At 39.9% G+C, this 25,932-nt stretch carries 19 protein-coding genes and 2 tRNA genes; 14 read left to right on the top strand and 7 right to left on the bottom strand.

From position 1 onward, the window contains the following. Positions 1–103: 103 nt before the first annotated feature. From BLS33_RS23280 to BLS33_RS23270, 3 genes are all read right to left on the bottom strand, one after another. Positions 104–178 (bottom strand) — tRNA-Pro (locus BLS33_RS23280). Between the two features lie 34 nt (positions 179–212). Further along, a tRNA-Ser gene (locus BLS33_RS23275) sits at positions 213–296 on the bottom strand. 112 nt (positions 297–408) lie between these two features. Further along, on the bottom strand, positions 409–2,457 hold the full coding sequence (locus BLS33_RS23270; RefSeq protein WP_089895517.1) for an HD family phosphohydrolase: 2,049 nt from the start codon (positions 2,455–2,457) through the stop codon (positions 409–411). Between the two features lie 117 nt (positions 2,458–2,574). On the opposite strand from BLS33_RS23270, the gene BLS33_RS23265 reads away from it, so the two are divergent. After that, complete coding sequence (locus BLS33_RS23265) at positions 2,575–3,750, top strand: acetyl-CoA C-acyltransferase (RefSeq protein ID WP_089895514.1); 1,176 nt, start codon at positions 2,575–2,577, stop codon at positions 3,748–3,750. Positions 3,751–3,759: 9 nt separating this feature from the next. Next, on the top strand, positions 3,760–4,512 hold the full coding sequence (locus BLS33_RS23260) for a C40 family peptidase (protein ID WP_089895512.1): 753 nt from the start codon (positions 3,760–3,762) through the stop codon (positions 4,510–4,512). Between the two features lie 56 nt (positions 4,513–4,568). On the opposite strand, the gene BLS33_RS23255 is transcribed toward BLS33_RS23260, so the two are convergent. Both BLS33_RS23255 and gyrA read right to left on the bottom strand, forming a co-directional pair. Beyond that, entirely contained in the window at positions 4,569–5,831 is a 1,263-nt protein-coding gene (locus tag BLS33_RS23255; protein WP_089895509.1) for a tetratricopeptide repeat protein, read from the bottom strand. Positions 5,832–5,868: 37 nt separating this feature from the next. Continuing rightward, complete coding sequence (gene gyrA, locus BLS33_RS23250) at positions 5,869–8,403, bottom strand: DNA gyrase subunit A (protein ID WP_089895507.1); 2,535 nt, start codon at positions 8,401–8,403, stop codon at positions 5,869–5,871. Between the two features lie 258 nt (positions 8,404–8,661). Here gyrA and BLS33_RS23245 point away from each other — a divergent pair, with 258 nt between their 5' ends. Then, a complete protein-coding gene (locus BLS33_RS23245) occupies positions 8,662–11,211 on the top strand; it encodes an ATP-dependent Clp protease ATP-binding subunit (protein WP_089895504.1) in 2,550 nt (849 codons plus the stop codon). Positions 11,212–11,411: 200 nt separating this feature from the next. Beyond that, positions 11,412–11,813, top strand: a complete 402-nt coding sequence (locus BLS33_RS23240; RefSeq protein ID WP_089895502.1) for an STAS/SEC14 domain-containing protein — start codon at positions 11,412–11,414, stop codon at positions 11,811–11,813. 100 nt (positions 11,814–11,913) lie between these two features. Here BLS33_RS23240 and BLS33_RS23235 read toward each other — a convergent pair whose 3' ends face one another. After that, positions 11,914–13,461, bottom strand: a complete 1,548-nt coding sequence (locus tag BLS33_RS23235; protein WP_089895500.1) for an NAD(P)H-hydrate dehydratase — start codon at positions 13,459–13,461, stop codon at positions 11,914–11,916. Positions 13,462–13,720: 259 nt separating this feature from the next. Here BLS33_RS23235 and thrA point away from each other — a divergent pair, with 259 nt between their 5' ends. The 10 genes from thrA (at position 13,721) to BLS33_RS23185 (ending at position 25,222) form a co-directional block, all read left to right on the top strand. Beyond that, positions 13,721–16,165 (top strand): bifunctional aspartate kinase/homoserine dehydrogenase I, encoded by a 2,445-nt coding sequence (gene thrA, locus BLS33_RS23230; RefSeq protein WP_089895498.1) that lies wholly within the window; start codon positions 13,721–13,723, stop codon positions 16,163–16,165. Positions 16,166–16,194: 29 nt separating this feature from the next. Continuing rightward, positions 16,195–17,127 (top strand): homoserine kinase, encoded by a 933-nt coding sequence (locus BLS33_RS23225; protein ID WP_089895496.1) that lies wholly within the window; start codon positions 16,195–16,197, stop codon positions 17,125–17,127. 51 nt (positions 17,128–17,178) lie between these two features. Continuing rightward, a complete protein-coding gene (thrC, locus tag BLS33_RS23220) occupies positions 17,179–18,474 on the top strand; it encodes a threonine synthase (protein WP_089895494.1) in 1,296 nt (431 codons plus the stop codon). Between the two features lie 347 nt (positions 18,475–18,821). Next, positions 18,822–19,907, top strand: a complete 1,086-nt coding sequence (gcvT, locus tag BLS33_RS23215) for a glycine cleavage system aminomethyltransferase GcvT (protein WP_089895492.1) — start codon at positions 18,822–18,824, stop codon at positions 19,905–19,907. Further along, positions 19,904–20,821, top strand: coding sequence for a glutaminase (locus BLS33_RS23210; protein WP_089895489.1), 918 nt, complete (start codon positions 19,904–19,906; stop codon positions 20,819–20,821). Before gcvT ends, BLS33_RS23210 begins: the two co-directional genes overlap by 4 nt. A gap of 3 nt (positions 20,822–20,824) precedes the next feature. Beyond that, on the top strand, positions 20,825–21,649 hold the full coding sequence (locus BLS33_RS23205) for a sugar nucleotide-binding protein (RefSeq protein WP_089895487.1): 825 nt from the start codon (positions 20,825–20,827) through the stop codon (positions 21,647–21,649). Positions 21,650–21,749: 100 nt separating this feature from the next. Beyond that, a complete protein-coding gene (locus BLS33_RS23200; RefSeq protein ID WP_089895485.1) occupies positions 21,750–22,466 on the top strand; it encodes a flavodoxin family protein in 717 nt (238 codons plus the stop codon). A 28-nt stretch (positions 22,467–22,494) separates the two neighbouring features. Continuing rightward, positions 22,495–22,782, top strand: a complete 288-nt coding sequence (locus tag BLS33_RS23195; protein ID WP_089895483.1) for a 4a-hydroxytetrahydrobiopterin dehydratase — start codon at positions 22,495–22,497, stop codon at positions 22,780–22,782. A gap of 214 nt (positions 22,783–22,996) precedes the next feature. Further along, entirely contained in the window at positions 22,997–23,707 is a 711-nt protein-coding gene (locus BLS33_RS23190) for a YebC/PmpR family DNA-binding transcriptional regulator (RefSeq protein ID WP_089895481.1), read from the top strand. A gap of 456 nt (positions 23,708–24,163) precedes the next feature. Further along, positions 24,164–25,222, top strand: a complete 1,059-nt coding sequence (locus BLS33_RS23185; protein ID WP_089895479.1) for a PAS domain-containing sensor histidine kinase — start codon at positions 24,164–24,166, stop codon at positions 25,220–25,222. Between the two features lie 149 nt (positions 25,223–25,371). Here BLS33_RS23185 and BLS33_RS23180 read toward each other — a convergent pair whose 3' ends face one another. Beyond that, positions 25,372–25,914, bottom strand: coding sequence for a 1-acyl-sn-glycerol-3-phosphate acyltransferase (locus tag BLS33_RS23180; RefSeq protein WP_089895477.1), 543 nt, complete (start codon positions 25,912–25,914; stop codon positions 25,372–25,374). Positions 25,915–25,932: the final 18 nt, after the last annotated feature.

The raw sequence follows: 25,932 nt of genomic DNA, 5'->3' as shown, positions 1-25,932 counted from the left end.
TTTTTATGTGGTTTCATGAGGTTTCATCTGAACCCTCTAAAAACATAAAACGTTGCAAATCAGGTGATTTGCAACGTTATGTAACTAGATGAAACCAGTTGAGTCGGGGTGGCAGGATTCGAACCTGCGACCTCCTGCTCCCAAAGCAGGCGCGATAACCGGGCTACGCTACACCCCGAGGTGTAAAAATTTTAATATTTCAAAAGAAATTGCGGAGAGAATGGGACTCGAACCCATGCGACACTTGCGCGTCGACAGATTAGCAATCTGCTCCGTTACCACTCCGGCACCTCTCCTATTTATTTCTTCAATGAACTAGCATCCTGAAACGCGGTTGCAAATGTACTTTTTCCAATTCTATGACGCAACTATTTTTTGGTTTTTTTTACTACTATTTTAAAGCTGCAGTTATTCCGGATATTCGATTCTCAAATGATAGATATTCGTCAACTTTTGTTTAAAGACCTTTTTTATAAGTTGAATCTCTTTGAATGTTATATTGGCGTTCAAAAATTGGTCAGCCTTCATCTGTCCGGCAATGATTTTATCCACAAATTCATCAATAACCGAAAATGTTGGATTTTTAAGGCTTTTCGAAGCAGCTTCTACCGAGTCGGCCATCATTAAAATAGCCGTTTCCTTAGAAAAAGGTATGGGCCCGGGGTACCTGAAATCATCTTCGTTTACATCGTTTTCGAGATCTTGTTGCTTTTTGAAAAAATAATAGACCAACGTAGTTCCGTGATGAGATCTGATAAAATCAATAACACGGTCGGGAAGATTATTTTTTCGGGCTATCTCAATGCCATTTATTACATGATCGATGATAATTTTTGCACTTTCCTTCGGTGAAAGCTCGTCATGCGGGTTAACATTGGTGATTTGATTTTCCGTAAAGTATGTCGGACTTACCATCTTACCGATATCATGATAAAGTGCCCCAACCCTCACCAACATAGCATTCGCGCCCACTTCATTTGCAGCCGCTTCCGCCAAATTAGCCACTTGCAGCGAATGATGAAAGGTACCCGGCGCCCTATTTGAAAGTTCTTTCAGCAATTTGGAATTCGTGTCGGAAAGCTCTAATAACGAAACATCGGACACTAAACCGAATACCTTCTCATAAACATAGATCAAGGGCTGTACAAACAGCGTTATCATACCATTGAGCAAGAACAACCCCACTGTGAGCCATTGTATGTTGTCTAAATTGCCTTCATGGATGATATGGAAGGCCAAATAACCAACAATATAGATCAGGGTAATCTGTCCTACGGAAATAAAGAGATTAGCTCTCTTATACAATTCAGACACCGTCAATATAGTTACGATGCCGGTAATAATCTGCAGAAAAATATATTCAAAACTATTGGGCACTACAAAACCTAAAATCAGAACGGTAAGCACATGTACAAAAAGCCCAAGTCTAGCATCGAAAAATGTTTTTAAAAGCAGGGGAAGAATACATAGTGGAACAACAAAAACATACGCCTCATCGTACTTCACAACTAAAGTGGTCACAAAAACCATCAGTAGTATGTTGAAGAAAATAAATGTGACCTTCGTATTGTTGCTAAAAATCCCGTCCCTGTACCTTTTTAAGAAAAGAAACAACATCATCAACACCAAAGCAACCAAAATTGTATATCCGAAGAGAATGAAATAATAATTATTGGCGGTCCATAGTTCCGATTGGTACTCGTCTCTTAATGAATTTAAAATCTTTAAGTTCTCGGCCTCGACCACTTCGCCCTTGGCAACAATTAGTTTACCTGCATCGACCGCACCACGGGTCAAGGACACTTTTGAAAGCTGGTCTTCCAATGCTTTTTCAGATAAACTTTTATCATAAAACACATTGGGTTCGATCAAATCAAAAAAGAAATCTTGGAAATAGGAATTGAAACCACCAAGATCCTTGTCGTTAAGACTCTTTGTTACTATGTTCTCAACATCCTTAAAAAGGACGAGATCCCCGGAATTGATACGTTTGGCCTCGTTGTCTTTCACCAAATAGATTTGGTTATCCATACGTCCACCTGCAAATTCAGCAATAACACCGCGGCTATAGATCGCATCTAAAATACTCTCCCCAACATCCTTTAGCGTAAGCTTTTGATTATCATTAAAATCCGTCGTTGAAAAAGTTGATTGGAATTTTAATTCATAATCTTCATATACCTTTTTTTCAATGCTATCGTCGAATCTATAATAATCGGTCCGCTGTTCCTTAATAGCACGTTGCTCTTCCGAAATTTCAGCATCGCTCTTCTTGACCGAAAAATCGAAGGGGGCATATAGATTTTCATACTGCCATGGCTTTCCTTTTTGAAATTCGTACTTGAACTTACCTCCTTTTGGAAAGAAAAATACAATACAACAAATAGAGGCGATGTACAGAATGTACTTATAGATCAGCGATTGATTTTTATAAACTTTATCCAAGAATTTTCGCATTATGAAGATAGGTATCCTCAAAAATAGAAAAATATAAATTCATGGAATGCTTTTGAAGCCATTACCAACATCTTTGTGTTTTAATTTATTATTTTCGCAATTGTAATACCTTTGATTATGAACGATGTTGTTATAGTTTCGGCAGTCAGAACCCCCATTGGTAGTTTCATGGGTGGGTTATCTACAATACCAGCTACTCAATTGGGTGCTACCGCAATTAAAGGTGCTTTACAGAAAATCGATCTTGACCCTAACCTAGTAGACGAAGTATTTATGGGCAATGTCGTGCAAGCCGGCACTGGCCAGGCACCTGCACGACAAGCTGCACTCTTGGCAGGTATACCTGATACCGTACCCTGCACGACGACAAACAAAGTATGTGCCTCAGGAATGAAAGCGGTGATGCAAGCAGCCCAGGCAATCAAATTGGGAGATATTACCATTGCAGTAGCCGGAGGAATGGAAAACATGAGCCTTATTCCCCATTATGTTTATATGCGCACAGGGCAAAAATTTGGACCCGCGACCTTGATTGACGGAATGCAGAAAGATGGTCTTGTTGATGCCTATGACCAAAATGCTATGGGTGTTTGTGCAGACGCCTGTGCCGAAAAGTACGAATTCAGCCGTGAGGCCCAAGACAATTTTGCCATACAATCATACCAGCGATCTGCCGAGGCATGGGCCTCAGGAAAATTTGATAACGAAATAGTTCCTGTCTCCGTACCCCAACGTCGAGGTGAACCGCTATTGGTTTCTGAAGACGAAGAATTCAAAAACGTGAAAATGGAAAAGATTTCCGCGTTACGCCCCGCTTTCTCCAAAGATGGCACCGTAACTGCGGCCAATGCTTCCACAATAAATGATGGTGCTGCGGCTCTTGTTTTGATGAGCGCCAATAAAGCCAAGGAGCTCAACCTAAAACCTCTGGCCACCATACGAAGTTATGCCGATGCTGCCCAAGAACCGAAATGGTTTACGACCGCTCCTGCCAAAGCATTGCCCAAGGCTATAGTCAAGGCAGGCATTTCCATGGATCAAATAGATTATTTTGAATTCAATGAAGCTTTCGCAGTTGTAGGCTTGGCTAATATGAAGTTATTAGGCCTTTCAGATACTAATGTAAATATAAATGGTGGGGCCGTTTCCTTAGGCCATCCCTTGGGATGCTCAGGCGCAAGAATCATCGTTACCTTATTAAACGTGCTCGAACAGAATAATGCAAAAATTGGGGCAGCTGCCATATGTAATGGCGGTGGAGGAGCTTCTGCACTAATTTTAGATAGAAACTAAGCAGAACTTATGCAATACGGTATTTGCCACCTAAGTACTGTGCCCGTTAGAGCAATTTCCGATGATACCTCTGAACTGATTTCCCAATTGTTATTTGGTGAACATTTCAAAATTTTGGAAAGACGTAAGTTCTGGTGTAAAATCAGAATGGCCTTCGATAATTCAGAGGGCTGGGTCAGTACCAATCAGATAAGCATCATAGAGCAAGACGAATACAATGCCTTAGAAAATAATGGCAGTACTACATATTCTTCGGAACTGATATCCATTGTCGAAAAAAATGGTTCCGTTCTCATACCAATCGTACTGGGATCGGCCATTCAAAATACCACGCTTTTACAATACAGATTCGATGGCGCCAGTGTCAAAGGAAAAAAGGATAGGAATAACCTCATTGAAACCGCTTTGCTATACTTGAACGCCCCCTATCTTTGGGGAGGAAAAACTCCATTTGGCATCGATTGTTCGGGTTTTACTCAAATGGTATATAAAATTAATGGTTATCAGTTGTTCAGAAATGCTTCTGAACAAGCCACACAGGGGTGTGCACTCAGTTTTATAGAGGAAAGTGAGCCAGGTGACTTGGCTTTTTTCGATAATTCGGATGGAATCATACACCATGTAGGGTTAATTATGGAGAATAATTACATTATTCATTCCCATGGCAAAGTACGTATCGATCGATTAGACCATACAGGCATTTTCAATAAAGAAATAGGAACTTACACCCATAATTTAAGGGTTATCAAAAAGATCATATAAAAAAACCCCGACACTATATTGTCGAGGTTTTTCTATTTCTAAACACTTTAAAAAACTTATTCGCCCAATAATTTCTTAACGCGCATAAAATTTTCATTATCGCCCATAGCTCCATAGATATTTTTGAGCTGGGTCAATATCCCTTGATTATCAGGATTGGTTTTTAAAGCCTCTTCCAATACATCTGCCCCTTGTCTGAACAAACTATCCTTTTGCTCTTTCAGTTCGTCGTAACGAGCAATATCAGCTTTTGAATTTCCTAATGTATTCATCTCATCAATCAATCCATTGCCCTCGTTTACATAGGTTGTAGACAAATTTAGTTGCGCATTGGTATACCCAGGATTGATTTCCAATGTCTTTTTGTAAGCGGCCCTAGCCTCTTCCAAATTACCTTGCTCCATATTGATTACACCCATATTATAATGTAAATCTGGATTATCGGGAGCTAAAGCTGCTGCCTCTGCCTGAAGTTCCTTAAACTTATCCTTATCCCCCATCTTGTAATACAGGTTGGCTTCATTCAAAATTAAATTCACATCCTTTGGGTTATTCGCTCTTGCAGCTTTATACGCTTCCAATGCCTTGTCGTCTTGACCTAATTGGGTATATATTAAAGCTATATTTTTAACGATTTCCGCCTTCTTGGAAGGAGCCCTATCATCTTTTGGATCTTTGTAGGTACCTGACTTCACCATTAAATCACGTTGTGTTTTATCCATTTCCTCCTCTTCACCAGTCGCAACATTGGTTGCCTTATAAGTGACTCCGCTTCCGTCATAACCTAAGCTTTGAAGTTCCTCATAATATTCCAATGCCGGCTCGTAATGCCCTCCGTTGACTGCACTACTCGCCGCATAGTATAAATAGATTGTGTCTTTCGGGCTAATCTTATAACTCATGTACAACTTCTCCGCAGCCTCTTTGAATTTTTCATTCGCATTATCCTCGACTGCAGAATTTACTAAATCAGCGGTCAAAGTACCCAAATGCTGTCTTGTTTCATCTGAATATTTCGCTTTTCCACTTTTTTCCTCTACCTCGATAACCTTTTTAAAAGAAGAGACAGCCTCATCAAATGCGGCGTTATCACCTTTTTTTGCTAAATCGGCATACGCCTTTCCACGAACAAAATAATATTGTGCCTGCATTTTTTCATCTGCACCAGAAATCATCCCTGAAGCTCCATCAAGGGCAGTTTTTGCCGCGGCGGCATTCCCGTCCTTTAAAGCCTTTTCGGCCGTCTTAATCTCATTTTTCTGAGCATATCCGGCCATCACAAAAGACATGGAGGCTAGTATTAAAATTTTAGTTTTCATTTTCAATTGTATTAAAGTAATAATTAGTGTTTAATGATTATTCTTCAGAATCGTCGTTACTTTCTTTATCAAGAGCCGTGCCATCTTCAGTCTCTACCTCGATATCCAGCACCTCGGCTTCAGACAGGTCATCTTCGTCTTTCATCACTTTTGCCACCGCCGCTATCGAATCGTTATCCTTTAAATTGATAAGTCTGACACCCTGTGTAGCGCGCCCCATCACCCTAAGGTCTTCGACGCTCATGCGAATGGCGATACCTGATTTGTTTATGATCATAAGGTCATCCGAATCTGATACATTTTTTATAGCTACAAGGCCACCTGTCTTCTTGGTAATGGATATTGTTTTAACACCCTTACCACCTCGGTTAGTGACCCGATAATCTTCAATGCTAGATCGTTTTCCATAACCATTTTCTGAAACTACCAGTATATCTTCGTCAAAATCGTGTACCGATACCATACCGATTACCTCATCATTATCATCGGCCAAACGAATACCCCGTACTCCGGAAGCATTTCTGCCCATTGGCCGTGTCTTTCCTTCTTCAAAACGAATGGCTTTACCCGACTTAAGACCTAAGAATATTTCACTTGTTCCAGTGGTTAATTTAGCTTCAAGCAACTCATCGTCTTCTCGAATACCGATAGCATTAATACCATTCTGACGAGGTCTTGAATATTGTTCCAAAGAAGTCTTTTTCACGATTCCTTTTTTCGTGGCCATTATAACATAATGGTTGTTCACGTATTCTTCGTCTTTAAGGTCCTGTGTACAGATAAAGGCTTTTACATTATCGTCTTGTTCAATATTGACAAGGTTCTGTATAGCTCTTCCTTTTGATGTTCTACTACCTTCGGGTATCTCGTATACGCGCATCCAGAAACATTTTCCTTTTTGCGTAAAGAACAACATGTACTGGTGATTGGTACCAACAAACAGATATTCAAGAAAATCTTCATTCCGGGTCGAAGAGGCCTTCTGACCTACGCCGCCTCTATTTTGAGTCTTGTATTCGGATAATGGTGTTCTTTTAATGTAACCCGCATGTGATATCGTGATGACAACTTGTTCATCAGGAATCATATCTTCTATACTCAAATCACCACCGGCAAGGTTGATTTCAGAACGCCGTTCATCACCATACTTTTCTTTAATCTCGAGAAGCTCATCCTTTATGATTTGCATTCTTCGGTCTTTCCTTTCCAATATGTCTTTTAAATCGGCAATGGTCTTAATTATTTCGTCGTACTCTGACCTTAGTTTATCCTGTTCAAGACCTGTAAGTTGACGCAACCGCATCTCTACAATAGCTTTTGCCTGTATTTCGGTCAACTTAAAGCGTTCCATCAAATTTGCCCGCGCTTCATCGGCATTGGAAGATGCCCTAATAATGGCAATTACCTCATCAATATTATCAGAGGCTATAATCAAGCCTTCCAAAATATGGGCCCTATCTTCGGCCTTTTTAAGTTCAAACTTGGTTCTACGAACAACTACCTCATGACGATGTTCCACAAAATAATGAATCATCTCCTTTACATTCAGCAATTGGGGACGACCATTGACCAGTGCGATATTGTTCACACTGAAAGAAGACTGCAATGCCGTATATTTATACAGCATATTGAGCACAATATTCGGTATGGCATCCCTTTTTAGAATATACACGATGCGCATTCCCTTTCGATCCGACTCGTCACGAATAGTAGCAATTCCTTCGATTCTCTTTTCATTTACAAGATCGGCCGTCTTTTTGATCATATCGGCCTTGTTCACCTGATATGGAATCTCGGTGACAATGATACACTCCCTACCCTGAACTTCTTCGATGATGGCCTTCGCCCTAATTTTCACACGACCTCTTCCCGTATGAAAGGCTTCTTTTACACCGTCGTAACCAAAAATTATTCCACCTGTTGGAAAATCAGGAGCTTTAATATGGGTAATTAGCTCATCGATTTCAATATCATTGTTGTCAATGTAAGCAACAGTTCCGTCGATAACTTCAGATAAATTATGGGGAGGCATATTCGTAGCCATACCAACCGCAATTCCCGAAGCTCCATTGACCAAAAGGTTAGGCACCCTTGTAGGTAACACGGTCGGTTCTTTTAAAGAGTCATCAAAATTCAATTGATGATCGACCGTATCCTTATCGATATCCGCAAGCATATCGTCGGCAATTTTTCGCATACGGGCTTCCGTATAACGCATTGCGGCAGGACTATCACCATCAACAGAACCAAAGTTACCTTGCCCGTCTACCAACATATAGCGAAGGCTCCATTCTTGGGCCATACGTACCATAGCATCGTAAACCGAAGTATCGCCGTGAGGGTGATACTTACCTAAAACCTCCCCGACAATACGGGCAGATTTTTTATGTGAACTGTTCGAACGCACACCCAATTCGTGCATACCGAAAAGCACACGTCTGTGTACTGGTTTTAATCCGTCGCGTACATCTGGCAGTGCACGTGACACAATGACCGACATCGAATAATCGATGTAGGCAGATTTCATTTCATCTTCGATGTTGATCGGTATCAATTTTTCTCCTTCTGCCATTGTAAAATCTTCTGTTTTTTTTAGGTTAAAAAAGCATGCCAATATACGTAAAATCGTTACTTTTTAAGTATATATCACATACTTTATTCAAAATTTTATTAACACTTATGTCGCCATGATTGTTTGATAATAAGATTGTTAATTATTCTGTAATCTATCGCTTTTTCGGCAATTCGATCAACTTTGTCGAATAATAGGTACGGTATTTGCCCAAGATTGACCTAGATTTACTAATTTTATGGTTGAAAGGATAATTTTATGGATGATAATTTTTCACCGAGGGTAAAAGACGTGATTGCGTACAGCAAAGAGGAAGCACTTAGATTGGGCCATGATTTTATTGGAACCGAACATCTAATGCTTGGCTTATTACGCGATGGAAATGGAAAAGCAATAAGCATTTTAGATGCTCTGGAGGTTGATTTAGACCATTTGCGAAGAAAAGTAGAAATTCTTAGTCCCTCGAACCCAAACCCCAGCGGTTCACAAAAAGACAAAAAAAACTTACACTTGACAAGACAGGCGGAACGCGCCTTGAAGACTACCTTTTTAGAAGCAAAGCTTTTTCAAAGTTCATCGATCAATACCGCGCACTTGCTTCTCTGTATTTTAAGAAATGAAAATGACCCGACTACCAAGCTTTTGCATAAGCTCAAAGTTGATTATGACGGGGTCAAAGAACAGTTTAAATTTATGATTACAAGCGACGACGACATTGTAGATGCTCCTACTTCCGATTCGTTTCCAAGTGATTCCGATGATGCCAACGAAGGCAAGGAAGGTACTTTTGGCAGTGCTTCTACGCAAAAAGGCAACAAAAAATCGAAAACTCCCGTATTGGATAATTTCGGACGTGACCTTACACGCATGGCCGAAGAAAATAAATTGGATCCGGTTGTAGGAAGAGAAAAAGAAATAGAAAGAGTCTCACAAATATTAAGTAGAAGAAAAAAGAACAACCCATTGTTGATAGGGGAACCAGGTGTTGGCAAAAGTGCCATCGCCGAAGGTCTGGCCTTACGCATTATCAATAAAAAAGTATCGCGCATACTTTACAATAAACGTGTTGTAACCTTAGATTTGGCCTCATTGGTCGCAGGCACCAAATACCGAGGACAGTTCGAAGAACGTATGAAGGCGGTAATGAACGAACTTGAGAAGAACGATGACGTAATACTCTTTATCGACGAGATTCATACGATCGTGGGAGCCGGTGGCGCTACAGGCAGCCTCGATGCCTCAAACATGTTCAAACCTGCTTTGGCAAGGGGTGAAATACAATGTATTGGAGCAACTACTTTGGATGAATACCGACAATATATCGAAAAAGACGGGGCATTGGAGCGTCGTTTCCAAAAAGTAATCGTAGAACCTACTACGGTAAGTGAAACCATTGAGATACTTAAAAATATCAAAGAAAAATACGAAGATCACCACAACGTCAATTATACTGACGAGGCGATTGTCGCATGCGTAAAGTTAACGAACCGCTACATGACGGATAGATTTCTTCCCGACAAGGCCATTGACGCTTTAGATGAGGCCGGTTCGAGAGTTCATATTGTGAACATGGATGTTCCCAAACAAATCTTGGTACTCGAAAAACAACTGGAAGATGTTCGAGAACTTAAGAACAGCGTTGTTAAAAAGCAAAAATATGAAGAGGCAGCCAAATTACGGGACGATGAAAAAAGACTCGAAAAAGAATTGGCGGTAGCTCAAGAAAAATGGGAAGAAGATAGCAAATTGCACAAAGAAATCGTTACCGAAGACAATGTGGCCGATGTGGTTTCTATGATGAGCGGTATTCCTGTAAATCGAATTGCACAGACCGAGAGCAACAAACTGGCCGAGCTGCCACAACTAATCAAAACTAATGTGATTGGTCAAGATGAAGCGGTTTCCAAAGTCGCCAAGGCCATTCAGCGCAATAGAGCAGGACTTAAAGATCCTAATAAGCCGATAGGTTCCTTTATATTCCTAGGACAGACCGGTGTAGGTAAAACACAATTGGCAAAAGTATTGGCCAAAGAATTGTTCGATTCGGAAGATGCACTTATTCGAATAGACATGAGCGAGTATATGGAAAAATTCGCCATCTCTAGATTAGTAGGGGCACCTCCAGGATATGTCGGATACGAGGAAGGTGGTCAATTGACCGAAAAGGTCCGTCGCAAGCCTTATTCCGTAATTTTGTTAGATGAAGTCGAGAAAGCGCATCCCGATGTTTTCAACATGCTGTTGCAGGTATTGGATGATGGTTTTCTTACCGATAGTCTTGGAAGGAAAATCGATTTCAGAAATACAATTATTATTATGACCTCGAATATTGGTGCACGACAGTTGAAAGACTTCGGCCAAGGTGTAGGTTTTGGTACTTCTGCAAAAAAGGCCCAAGCAGACACCCACCAAAAGAGTGTTATCGAAAATGCCTTGAAAAAAGCATTCGCTCCCGAATTTCTGAATCGAATTGATGACGTTATAGTCTTTAACCCATTAGAAAGAAAGGATATTCACTTGATTATCGATATTGAACTGCATAAATTATTTGAACGCATAAAAGATATAGGATACAACTTAAATCTTACCGAAAAAGCGAAAGATTACATTGCAGAAAAAGGTTTTGACAAACAATACGGGGCCAGACCGCTCAAAAGAGCTATTCAAAAGTATATTGAAGATGCTTTGGCAGAGGAAATCGTAAACTCGAAACTCGAGGAAGGCGATAGTATTTTCATGGACTTAGATTCCAAAAAAGACGAGCTTACCATCAAAATTAAGAAAGCTGAAAAATCGTCGAAAACATAAAATTTCGTAAGAAATTGGGAACAAGGGAGTCATAAGAAATGACTCCCTTTTTTTATGTTCAATATTAAGCAAGTAAGAAATAAAACACGGCAGTTATCCTCTAAAAGCAGTATAAACGATATTTAAGCTTTTAATCTAATTTTTTATCGTAGAACAGTACTTACCGCTACTTTCGTCACAGACACAATAAAATACATGAAATGAAAGTGGGGCAACCGAAAAAAACGATTGTTGTTAGGGAGTATCAACTCGAGATTGGAAAAATTCAAGTTTATGATGATTATATGGTGGCTATTTTCGAAGAAGGTGCCACCCTTACCCTAGAAAGAACGTATCAAATAATTGGAATTTCAGAAATTCACTTCCGTGAAAAGAATTTTGGATATATAAGCCTTCGGAAACATTCATATGCCGTAGACCCTACCGTTTACTCATATCTGAGACAATTGGACAATCTTAAAGCCTTTGCTATTGTTTCCATAAAGGAGATCGATATGCACAACTTTAAGATTGAAAAGCTATTCTATAAAAAGCCCATGAAGTTTTTTATAGAATACGATAATGCCCTGACTTGGGTTAAAAGAAGGGTCAAAGGAAAATAATCATCGGACTAAGACCACGGCCATAAGTTTCCACTAGAAAGGGAAACTATGGCCCCTAAGCGCAGGCAGACCGCTCTGCTAGGCTAAATTCACACTATTACTATTGTTCCGATTGTTCGTTCTGCACTTGAGGTTCCTCGGGGGTCTTGAACAAATCTAAATAAGCTTCACCGATACCATCAATTATACCTGTAGCGGTAAGTGCTTGATAACCGGTATTTTCTACGGTCAAATCAGCGGCCTTACCATGAAGATATACTCCAAAAATGGTCGCCTCAAGAGGTTCATAGCCCTGTGCTACCAATCCGGTAATGATACCTGTCAATACATCACCGCTACCAGCTGTTGCCATCCCTGGGTTTCCCGTAGTATTCACATATCCTTTTTCGCCATAAAGTGTAATAGTATGTGCTCCTTTTATGACAATAATACAATCATATTTTTTAGAAAAATCTTTGGCCTTTTTCAACTTATCAAAATCATTTTCCCATTTCCCTATCAAGCGCTCCAATTCTTTGGGGTGCGGGGTTAAAATGGTCTTCGCTGGCATTTTTTTCAATAATGCCTGATTTTCAGAAAGGATATTCAATCCGTCGGCATCAATAACCAATGGTATTTTATTTTCACTCAGAAAATCGGATAACGCCTTTACCGTGGAGGCTGCTTTCCCCAAACCTACTCCAAGTCCAATAACCTTAGGGGAAATATCAAAATCTATATTCGAAATATTCTTTTTATCAACATCTACAACAACCATTGCTTCGGGTAACGCTGTCTGAAGAATCGTATACCCACATTCAGGCACATAAGCAGTCACTAATCCGCTACCTGAATGAAGGGCAGCCTTGGCCGACAGCACAACCGCTCCAATTTTACCATAACTACCACCAATGATCAATGAATGCCCATACGTGCCCTTATGTGCAAATTTCTCTCGAGGCAGGTAGTGAGACAACACTTCATTTTTACCAATAAGGCGATACTCCGTTTCTAGCTCAGATAGAAACTTTTGATCCAAACCAATATCCAAAACCTCCCAGTGTTCCATGTAAATACCCGTTTCAGGGAGAAAAAATACGAGCTTCGGAGCTTGAAAACTCAATACATAATTCGCCTTTACAGCCGCATCTTCCTCTTTGGGAACATTGTCCATATATAGTCCCGAAGGGATATCCACTGAAAGCACCAAAGCTTCCGACTTATGCAAATATCGCATCAAATTAACGACCCAAGCTGCTGGGGGCCGATTTAGACCAATACCGAAAATCGCATCTACAATAATATCATCGCGACCGACTTCAGGGAGTGCCGAACCTTCCTCTAAAAAAATAGGCCATACTTTTCGTTCTTTTAGCCGATCTAAATTAATCAAGAAATCATCTGAGCGTGTTTTACTATAATTTACCACGTACACGCCAATATTGTATCCGTGATCCTGCAGATGTCTGGCAAGCGCAATACCATCTCCACCATTATTTCCTATTCCACAAAACAAATGAATCTTTACCGACGCTCCCTGTAGACGCAAGTGCAGCCAATTGAATAGCTGAACGGCGGCCCGCTCCATAAGCTCGTCACTTGTAATTTGTTGGCTGGCTATTGTTGATTTATCAGCGGCATATATCTGTTGGGCATTAAAAAGCTTCATTCGTCAAAAAATTTAAGTAAATGTTGGATATTCTATAAAATTTTTACAGAACATTTGATTAGCACTTCAAAAGTAGTACTTTTGAGGCTTTCAAAGAAGTATGCTTTTTTACGACGATTACATACAATTATTTTTTTCCACTCCTACAAATGGCATTACATCTATTGCCACCACCCCTTTGGGGTAAGCAGCTATATATCCGTCCGGTTTGCGTATCACCGCAAAAATTGAATCAGTTCAAATTAATTTTTAGTACATCATGAAAGTTTTGAAATTCGGTGGAACTTCGGTCGCCAACGCACAAAATATTACATTGGTCAAAAATATCGTTTCAGACGTTGATGCGGACCAGACTATTGTGGTCGTCTCTGCTTTTGGAGGGATTACCGATTTACTGCTCCAAACGGCCGATTTCGCCGCCTCACAAGATTTGAGGTACAAAACGGTTTTGAAAGAAATTGAGGATAGACATATCGACACGATAAAAAAATTAATCCCTATCAACAAACAGAGCAAGGCACTTAGCAAAATAAAAAGTGACCTCAATACGCTTGAAACTTTATTGGAAGGAGCCTATTTAATAGGTGAGATTACACCGCGCCTCTCAGACAAGATTGTCAGTTACGGAGAGTTGCTGTCTTCCTATAGTATTGCAGAATTTTTTGCGGAACAACAGCTCGATGCGGTCTATCGGGATAGCAGGGATTTTATAAAGACCAACGACCTCAACGGTAAAGCAGTCGTCGATACCAACGCCACCAACAAGCTTTGTAAAGAAATACTGGGCGAAACCAAAAGCAAGGTTATTGTAGTTCCTGGGTTTATTGCTTCGTCAATCAACGGCAATTCGACAACTTTAGGTCGTGGCGGTTCTGATTTTACGGCAGCCCTTATTGCTGCAGCCCTCGATGCTGAAGTTCTCGAAATCTGGACTGATGTCAGCGGTATGTATACGGCAAATCCTAAAATCGTAAAACAGGCACACGCAATACCCCACATATCCTATGAAGAGGCGATGGAGCTATCCCATTTTGGAGCCAAGGTTTTATACCCGCCAACAATACAACCCGTATTGACCAAAGGAATTTCCATCCATATTAAAAATACTTTTGACCCCGAGAGTGCAGGAACACTCATTACCAAAAATAGAACAGAAAAAGGAAAGACCGTGCGCGGCATTACCCATGTCGAAAACATCGCATTATTATCTCTAGAAGGCCCCGGAATGGTAGGTATTCCTGGTATTTCAAAACGATTTTTCGAAGTACTTTCGCTACATGACATCAGTGTGGTTCTTATTACACAGGCTTCTTCTGAACATTCTATTTGTGTAGGTATTTCGGATAGCGATATCGAAAAAGCTGTTGAAATTGTTAACCAAGCCTTCGAATACGAAATCGAGCGTGAAAAAATCTGGCCCGTAATAGCGGAACGCAATCTGGCCATTATTGCTCTAGTAGGCGACAATATGAAAAGTCACCAAGGTCTGAGCGGCAAAATGTTCAGTACCCTTGGAAGGAACAACGTAAACATTCGGGCCATTGCGCAAGGTGCATCGGAACGCAATATATCAGCGGTAATTAAAAAAGAGGATGTCAAAAAAGCACTGAATGCCCTGCACGAAGAGTTTTTTGAGGAAAATGTAAAGCAGCTCAACCTCTTTGTAATGGGAGTTGGTAATGTGGGATCCAAATTTTTAAACCAAATACAACAACAACGGAAATACTTAAAAGAAAACCTAAAATTGAATATTAGGGTCATCGGAATATCAAATTCCCGCAATATGGTTTTCGATGAAGATGGTATTTCCCTGAAAAATTGGGAAGACGTTTTAAAAGACGGTGAAAAAGCCGACAAAGCATTGTTCTTCAATAAAATTAACCAACTGAATTATCGCAATAGCATTTTTGTCGATAACACAGCTAGTGATGACGTTGCATCGACTTATGCCTCCTATTTAAAGAATAGTATTTCGGTAGTTACCTGCAATAAAATTGCCTGTTCATCGAACTACACAAATTATATCGACTTAAAGAATTTGGCACGTGAATACAATGCCCCTTTTCTTTTCGAAACGAATGTAGGTGCGGGGCTGCCGATTATAGATACCTTAAAACATTTAATAGCCTCTGGTGATAAGGTTTTAAAAATTCAAGCCGTACTATCGGGAAGTTTGAACTTTGTGTTCAATAATTTTAATGATAAAACCACTTTTCACGACGTGGTAAAACAAGCTCAAGAGGAAGGATATACCGAGCCCGATCCAAAAATTGACCTGAGCGGTATCGACGTGATGCGCAAAATTTTAATTTTAGCCAGGGAAAGTGGAAATCGATTGGATATCGAAGATATTGGAAACACGCCATTTTTACCTGAAGAAAGTTTAGCCACAACAACGAACGAAGATTTCTTTTCTTCACTTAAAAAGTACGAGGCCTCTTTTCAGGAAATGTATAAGGCCGCTGCCGATACGGATAGCAAATTAAAATATGTCGCCCAGTTTGAAGACGGTAAAGCAAGTGTAGGATTGCAACACATTCCCAAAGGACATGACTTTTACAATTTGGAAGGCAGTGATAATATTGTGCTCTTCTATACGGAGCGCTACCCCAATCAGCCCATGATTATAAAAGGGGCAGGTGCAGGAGCTGACGTAACCGCATCGGGAATATTTGCGGATATTATCAGAATCGGAAATTTTTAAAATGCCTTTAAAATAGTAATAACAAACCTATGCATACCAACGAAATTAGACTTTTTAGCCCAGCGACCATAGCCAATATTTCTTGTGGATTCGATGTACTAGGTGTAGCGCTCGACTCCGTTGGCGATGAAATGGTCATTCGCAAAGTTTCGGAACAAGGTGTGCGCATCACCAAACTGGTCGGTCAAGACCTACCCATGGAGACTGATAAAAATGTGGCCGGGGTAGCTGGCTTGGCCCTATTGGCTGCTAGCGACTACCAAGGTGGATTTGAAATTGAAATCTATAAAAAAATCAAAGCAGGTAGTGGTATTGGAAGCAGTGCCGCAAGTTCGGCAGGTGCTGTTTGGGGCATGAACGAATTATTGGGCAAACCTTTTTCACAACTGGAATTGGTAAAATTTGCAATGGAAGGCGAACGTTTGGCCAGTGGCGTTGCCCACGCCGATAATGTAGCCCCTGCCCTATTCGGTGGCTTTACCTTAGTTCGTAGTTATGACCCCTTGGATATTATTCCGATAAATAGTCCCAATGAGTTATGGGCTACGGTGATTCATCCGCAGATAGAAGTAAAGACATCCGATTCAAGAAAAATTTTGAAAACCAAAATCTCTCTTGAAGATGGTATAAAACAATGGGGTAACGTTGGCGGACTCATCGCAGGACTATTTATGAACGATTATGCTTTAATAGGCCGGTCTCTGGAAGACCATATCGTTGAGCCCATACGTTCTATGTTGATTCCTGAATTCGACACTGTGAAAGCCGAATCCCTGAATGCAGGCGCTCTTGGTTGTGGCATATCAGGTTCGGGACCTTCGATTTTTGCCTTTAGCAAAGGAGAAAGCACTGCCCGTAAAGTAGCCCAAGTAATGAAAGAGAGATATGAAGAAATTGCTGTCGACAACGATGTTCATGTTTCTAAAATCAATAGTACAGGAATAAAGTTGCTTCATAATTGATAAATAAGTAGATGGGCATAAGCGCCCAACATCAAAAAACTTAGCATAACCATGAACTTTTACAGTCTAAATAAGAAAGCCGCTAACGTATCGTTTAAGGATGCCGTCATTAAAGGAATAGCACCCGATAGAGGGCTATATTTCCCAGAAAGCATTTCAGCGTTACCAGCTTCCTTTTTCGAGAATATTGAGAAGTTGTCTACTACTGAAATAGCATTTCAGGCAATTCATCAGTTTGTCAATGATGACCTGCCCGATGCCATTTTAAAAAACATTTTGGAGGAAGTACTCGATTTTGATTTTCCAATTGTTGAAATTGAAGATAACGTAGTCACATTAGAGTTGTTCCATGGTCCTACTATGGCTTTTAAAGATGTTGGTGCCCGTTTTATGGCGCGCTGTTTGGGATATTTTTCAGAAAACCAGAACCAAGAGGTAACGGTACTCGTTGCAACATCAGGTGATACTGGCGGAGCCGTAGCAAATGGCTTTCTCGGCGTTCCTGGTGTGAAAGTGGTAATTCTCTACCCTAACGGAAAAGTTAGTGATATTCAAGAAAGGCAATTGACCACCCTCGGTCAAAACATTACGGCTTTAAGTGTAGATGGCACTTTCGACGACTGCCAAGAAATGGTGAAAACGGCTTTCTTAGACGATGAATTACTCGAACAAATGCAACTGACTTCTGCTAATTCTATCAATGTTGCACGATGGCTTCCGCAATTATTCTATTTTCTTTTAGCTTATAAACAGGTAAAATCAAAGGAGAAAGAAATTGTTTTTGCAGTTCCCAGCGGGAATTTTGGAAATATCTGCGCAGGAATGGTAGCCCAACGGCTGGGTATGCCTGTCAAGCAGTTTATAGCTGCTACCAATGTAAATGACACCGTACCTGAATTTATGCGTACGCAAAGCTATAATCCCAAACCTTCAACGGCCACTATCTCCAATGCTATGGACGTGGGCGACCCTAGTAATTTCATACGCATTCGGCATCTGTACCAAGACGATTTTGAGGCCTTGAACGAAAACCTTTCTTCATTCGCTTTTACTGATAAAGAGACCAAAAAAGCTATGTTGGACATATATAGACAAAGCCAGTACATTGCAGATCCCCATGGTGCAGTAGGATATTTAGGACTGAAGAAATATCAATCTGCACATCCCGATACTTTTGGTATCTTTTTGGAGACAGCGCATCCCGTTAAATTCTTGGATGTTGTAGAAGAAACTATCGGAAAATCGCTTGAAATTCCGGTACAAATTCAAAAGGTAATGGATAAAGAGAAAAAGTTTATCCGGATAAAAAAATACGCCGAACTTAAAACCTTTCTTTTGAGAAGCTAACATTGGTTAGATCTAGTCTATTATATTTTTCGGTCAACAACTATTTCACTTTCGATTACGAAGCTAGATTGAAAGAAATATATCCTATAATACCTATGTAAATAGTAAGTTATATGTAAGCTTGGGAAGGAAATGAGAGAGATTTCCACTGTATTTTCATCTCCTTTTAAAAAGGCTCTACTTTTTGCAAAACATTACGAACCGCTATTTTCGTATCCTTTATATATTCAATAGATTTGCCGGGCCTATAAGTTTAAAATTAGGCATCGACGTGCCTGTCAAAAATTATCGGCTATCAACAGCGAACTTGAAGAGAAAGCAAAACCAAAAAAAACACTCTTTTACATATGAAAAATACCGCCCTTACCCCGACCCACGAAGCCCTTGGTGCCAAAATAGTACCTTTTGCCGGCTATAACATGCCCGTTTCTTACGAGGGGGTAAATGCCGAACATGAAACCGTACGCAAGGGTGTAGGCGTTTTTGATGTATCCCATATGGGCGAATTTTTAATCAGCGGTTCCACAGCTTTAGATTTGATACAAAAAGTAACCTCGAACGATGCCTCCAAATTAACTATTGGAAAAGCCCAATACAGCTGTTTGCCTAATGAGACAGGCGGTATTGTTGATGACCTCATCGTCTACCGTTTAAAAGAAGATCAGTATTTATTGGTGGTAAATGCTGCAAATATCGAGAAAGACTGGAAACACATCTCGAAATATAATGCCGATTTTAATGCCGATATGCGAAATATCTCAGAAGGCTATTCACTTTTGGCCATTCAAGGACCTAAGGCCGTGGAGGCTATGCAGGCACTAACTTCTGTTGATCTATCGGCTATAAAGTTCTACAATTTTGTCGTTGGTGATTTTGCAGGAATACCGCATGTTATCATTTCCGCAACCGGATATACCGGATCTGGTGGTTTTGAAATCTATTGCAAGAATGAAGAAGTAAAGCAGATTTGGGACAAAGTTTTTGAAGCTGGTGCAGCTTATGACATAAAGCCAATTGGTCTCGCGGCACGTGATACGCTACGATTGGAAATGGGTTACTGCCTTTATGGAAACGATATCAATGATGAAACATCACCATTAGAAGCAGGTTTAGGGTGGATTACCAAGTTTACCAAAGATTTTGTCAACAGTGAAGCTTTGAAGGAAGAAAAAGAGCAGGGTTCGGAACGGAAATTAATTGCTTTTACTTTAGACGAAAGAGGTATTCCACGGCACGATTATGACATTGTAGACGCTCAGGGCAAAATAATTGGTGTTGTAACATCGGGTACCATGTCCCCTTCCCTAGGAAAAGGTATCGGACTTGGGTACGTTCCCACAGATCTTTCGTCATTAGGCACTAAAATAAATATACAGATACGCAAGAAATCGGTCCCTGCAACCGTTGTAAAGCTACCTTTCTATAGCGTATGACAATCGACTATCAACAAATTCTGGACGATATTGCCTCTGGCTGTCAATTGACAGAAGATCGTGGCAAGGTTGCAACCTATATTCCAGAACTTGCCAAAGTCGATCGCTTTAAATTCGGCATCCATTTGGTCGATGCCGAAAAAAATAATTTTGGAGCTGGTAATTCCCTAGAGAAATTTTCTATTCAAAGTATTTCCAAAGTGCTGACCCTAGCCAAAGCTATTTCTCTGGTCGGTGAAGATTTATGGAAGCGTGTAGATGTGGAACCTTCAGGTGACCCATTCAACCATTTATCACTTTTAGAAATGGAAAATGGGATTCCAAGAAATCCACTTATTAATGCAGGAGCCATCGTAGTCGCCGATATATTGGTTTCTAGACTTACGAATCCAAAAGTTGATTTTCTACAATTCGTCAGGGATCTTGCCAATGATCAAACCATCGAATTTGATAGCACCGTTGCACAGTCTGAGAAAGCGACAGGCTTTAGAAACTATGCCGCCGCGAACCTGCTAAAATCATATGGCAATTTGAAAAACGATGTTGAAACTGTATTGGATTTTTACTTTCACCAATGCTCGCTTCAAATGACTTGCGAACAATTGACCAAGGTATTCTTTATGTTTATGAACCGAGGTCTCTGCCAACGCGAACAAAAACAGCTTACACTAAGACAAGTAAAACGTATCAATTCAATTATGCTTACCTGTGGTTTTTATGATGAAGCAGGAGAGTTCGCCTTTGAAGTGGGCCTACCCGGCAAAAGTGGTGTTGGTGGCGGTATTGTTGCCGTTTTACCCGGAAAATACTGTGTAGCCACTTGGTCCCCTGGACTCAACGCCAAGGGAAACTCAAAATTGGGCATGGAAGCTTTGGAGAAACTCACCACGGCTACAGGTCAATCAATATTTTAAGCATTGCTGTCAAAAAAAATACTCATATTAGGAGGAAGCGGGTTTTTGGGGAATGCACTCTATAAAGAACTCTACAACTATTACGATACCTATGCGACCTACAATTCGGCTCGTAGGGCTTTCGAGAGTAATCAAAAATTTTTCAAATACGACATGCAAGAGGATGATGTCGTTCAGTTGTTGGAAAAAATAAATCCCCAATATATCATATCGGCAATACGCGGTAATTTTGCTGCTCAGATACAGGCACACCAACATATTGTCGAGTACTTGAAAAAGAAAGACGACTGTAAACTTTACTTTATTTCTTCGGCCAATGTTTTTGATGCCTATAGCAAATATCCTTCCTATGAAAATGACAAAACCTTGTCAGAGAGTGTTTACGGTAGATTAAAAATAAAGATTGAGAACATGTTGTTACGTCTGCCGAAAAAGAAAATGGCCATTCTTCGCGTACCAATGGTATTTGGTAATGGTTCTCCTCGAATAAAGCAAATCAAACAGGCCATTTGGGCCAACGAACCCCTCGAAGTTTTCCCAAATCTGGTTATGAACGTGACCAACGACGATAAACTCACGCAACAAATTCATTATTTAATCAATAGAAATAAGACTGGCGTGTTTCATTTAGGCAGTAATGATTTGGTGCATCATGAAGACTTCATCAGCGAAGTTGTAGATCGGATCGGACATTTTAACCCCATCTATAAGCGCATATATACTACCAATGACGAACGGTATCTTGCGGTACTCCCAAAAGATAACATTCTTCCAAAAAACCTACAATTCAGCAGTCAAGACATTATAGACCACCACATTTCAGGTTAGTTCAGTGTCCATACCAATATATTATGGATACATATCATTTCGGCGATAGTAACAGATCGTAATTTTAGTAACTTTAAATTCAATTAAAATTACATAAGCGATGAAAGATGATAAGGGAGGTTTCAGTGGACTCAAAGCGGTCTATATCAACTGTACGTTGAAAAAAACACCTCAGCAAAGCCATACACAAGGCTTGATAGATGTTTCACGGAGAATAATGGAAAAAGAAGGAGTATCGGTAAAAACTATTCGGGCCGTTGACCACGACATTGCCTACGGAGTTCAACCGGATATGACCAAAGAAGGAGCCGACAAGGATGAATGGCCTCAACTATTCAAAACGATTTTTGCCGCTGACATTTTGATTTTGGGAACTCCCATTTGGCTGGGTGAACGTTCTTCAATATGCACAAAAGTTATCGAAAGGCTTTACGCCATGTCTGGAAAACAGAACGACAAGGGGCAATATTTGTTCTATGGAAAGGTAGGAGGAACCATAATAACCGGCAATGAAGACGGAGTCAAACATTGTGCTATGGGCATTTTGTACGCCTTACAACACTTAGGATATTCTATTCCTCCCCAAGGCGATTGTGGCTGGATCGGTGAAATAGGGCCCGGCCCAAGTTATTTAGATAAGGAATCAAATGCGGCAGAAAACGATTTCACTAATAGAAATACTACATTTATGACGTATAATCTGCTACATTTGGCGAAAATTCTAAAAGACAAAGGTGGCTATCCCAGCTATGGGAATTCGAGAGAAGCTTGGGACACCGGTTCCCGATGGGCATTTGAAAATCCTGAATATAGATAACTAAAAACCAAAAAATAGGTATAAAACAATGGAAAAATTATCAGAAAGAACAATAGAAGAGCGCTTAGACAAAATTGAGGGCTGGGAATATGTGAATGGCGCAATTGAGACCACGTTTGAATTCAAAGATTTTAGGGAAGCTTTCGCGACCATGACGCACATCGCTTTTGAATGTGAGGTTCAGCGTCATCATCCTGATTGGAACAATATATACAACACATTGAACATTCGGTTAAGCACCCATGACGCAGGGGGAGTAACTGAAAAAGACTTTATTTTGGCCCATGCCATTGAGAAGATTATTGAAAGTGCGTAAAATTTGCGGTCGGTAATACGCTTTAAAAAATAAATAGGACTCGTGACCCACTTTACTTTTAAGGTGGGTTTCGCTTTTTCCTTAAACAAAAAACACTGTTAGACAATACGTTACACCAAAACCAGCAGTAACTTGTCACTTACCCGAGCACTGCTACTTTTGGTCCTTAAATTTTATTAAATTTGTCCACATCAATTTAATGCAACAATAGATTATGGGAAGAGCTTTTGAATTTCGAAAAGCACGTAAAATGAAACGATGGGCGGCAATGTCTAAGGCCTTTACACGTATTGGCAAAGATATTGTTATGGCGGTAAAGGAAGGCGGACCAGATCCAGATTCCAATTCGAGACTGAGAGCGGTAATACAGAACGCCAAGTCTGTCAACATGCCCAAAGACAATATTGAACGGGCAATCAAAAGAGCTTCCGATAAAAGTCAGGGCGATTACAAAGAAGTCCTTTTTGAGGGTTATGCGCCCCATGGCATTGCTATTCTCATTGAAACGGCAACTGATAACAATACACGTACCGTAGCCAATATTCGCAGTTATTTTAATAAATGCGACGGTAGTTTGGGTACTTCGGGTTCCGTTGAATTCATGTTCGACCATACCTGTAACTTTCGTATTCCAGCGGAGGGCATCGACCCTGAGGAACTTGAACTCGAAATGATCGATTTTGGTGCAGAAGAAGTTTTTGAAGATGAAGACGGGCTTTTAATTTACGCGCCTTTTGAAAGTTTTGGGGCCATTCAGAAAGAATTAGAAAATCGCAGTATTGAAATATTATCTTCCGGTTTTGAGCGTATTCCACAAGTGACCAAGGAATTGAATGAAGAAGAGGTTGCCGATGTAGAAAAATTATTGGAAAAAATCGAAGAAGACGATGATGTACAGAACGTATATCATACCATGCAAGAGTAACTAATTAGCTTCATAGTGAAAATAGCCCTAAATGGATTTAGGGCTTCAAAGACATTTCGTAAGGTATTTTTATTAGAGCGTGACAGCAATTAAAAAAGCTGTCACTTATGCATATTCCACATATTCTTCACTCTATTTATTACCGTCTTTTGTATTCCCATAGCCTTGGGCTAAACTCGTTATTGTTCTTGTAAAATTGATCCGCAGTAACCAAGGGTTATCCGTAAAACGACCAGATTACATACTGAATAAGGCTTAACCTGGCACTTCGCTATGCAGTCATCGTTCCTTAATTTTATAGAATTCGTTTCGAATTCCAATTTTGATGAGGATTTAACACCTAAATCAAGAATAATTTGACCTTTTTAAACGTTACCTATTGTTGGGAACAGCCAACTATAATCAGGCTGACTGATTAAAAAGGAAATCGTAAAACCGCAAAACTACCATAAACCAATGAAGCTTCAACTAGAACCTTTTTTCGATTTATCAATGGATTGCCTTTGTATAGCAGGTTATGATGGGTACTTTAAAAAAATTAATCCAGCTTTTATCAAGTTGCTTGGTTATTCTGAAGAGGAGTTGCATTCTAGATTAATATGCGATTTTATCTACGAGGAAGATCGGGAGCGTACAGCCTTGTACAGACAAAGCCTGAAGAATAATAGGCCATTGGTCAATTTTGAGAATCGCTATGTCTGTAAATCTGGAGAATACGTATGGTTGCATTGGACTTCTATTCCTGTAGAAGACGAGCAATTAGTCTATGCCATAGCAAAAGATATTACACACAAGAAAAAACTGGAGACTGAGCGTATCTCGCATTTAGGCCATCTCTCTAAGCTAAATCAAGAACTAAAACAACTCAATTATACCACCTCACATGATTTAAGATCGCCGGTAAACAATATGCTTACCCTATTCGATTTAATTGATATGGACAACATAAATGATGAAGACACTGCTGAAATAATTGACTTTTTAAGGCTTTCGGTAGAAGAACTGAAGACTTCACTAAACTCAAATGTAGATGTGATGAAACAAGATGACATTATAAAGGAAGCACTTGAAGATGTTCATTTTGAAAATGTATTTGAAAAGGTGCAAAGGTCCATAAGCACATTGGTGAAAAAAGCGAAGACTCAATTTAAAGTCGATTTTTCAGGTTTAGAAAACATAGCGTTCAACGCTGCCTATATGGAAAGTATTTTTCTTAATCTAATTACCAATTCTATTAAATATGCCAGACCCGATGTATCACCCGTGGTTACGATAATCACTAGTGAAGAAAATGGGGAAAAGGTATTTGAGTATTCTGACAACGGCCTTGGCTTTGACATGAAAAAAGTAGGACATCTAATTTTTAACCTGAATCAAACATTTCATGACAATGAAGATAGCAAAGGGGTTGGACTATATTTAGTAAACAATCATGTTACCAGCCTAGGCGGCAGTATCGGTGTAGAAAGCGAGGTCAATAAAGGAACTACTTTTACGATAAAATTCTCCGCATAATCTAGTTATCCAAACTTTACTAAGACTGTATAGACTTGATTGTGATTTACGCTCGAAAGCGTCTATATCAAACTAACATTTAAAAGTAAAAAAGGGTATAACTTCTAATTTGACATATCGTACTTGTGCCTTTTTTATTAGAACTATAATTAGACATCATTCCGGCGCACTTTCCCCTGTACACCCTTAAAAAAAGCCCTGTATACTTTAAAATCAGCCTCCATATCATCTGTTGGAGTATGAGGTTCGGAAATCTTTATTTGTTTCTTACCGAAATCAAAGGCAATCATAACGATGGGAACTTTTGCAGTTTTAGCGATGTAGTAAAACCCTGTTTTCCAACGGGTAACTTTTTTACGCGTTCCTTCAGGGGCTATGGTCAATCTGAATCTTTTGCGCTCATTAAAAATCTTGGCCGTTGCTGCTACGGTATCGTTATTTTTGGTACGGTCTATAGGTGCACCTCCCAATCTTTTAAATACCCACCCAAAAGGTGGTTTAAAAAGACTTTTTTTTCCAATAAAATTAATCTCTTCTTTCCATATACTACGGATTAGGAGACCTAGAAAGAAATCTACCCAACTGGTATGAGGCACGACAATGATTACAAATTTATCAAGATGACCAGGAAAACTACCGACCATTTTCCAGCCCAACAATTTGTAGAAGATGAATTTGGCAAGTATTTGCATAACATGAAAAGGGAATTA

Source organism: Kriegella aquimaris (genome assembly GCF_900103215.1).
In the GTDB taxonomy this organism is placed as follows: Bacteria; Bacteroidota; Bacteroidia; order Flavobacteriales; family Flavobacteriaceae; genus Kriegella; species Kriegella aquimaris.
Note: the sequence above shows the minus strand (reverse complement) of the source record. Positions and strands in the feature narration are given on the sequence as shown.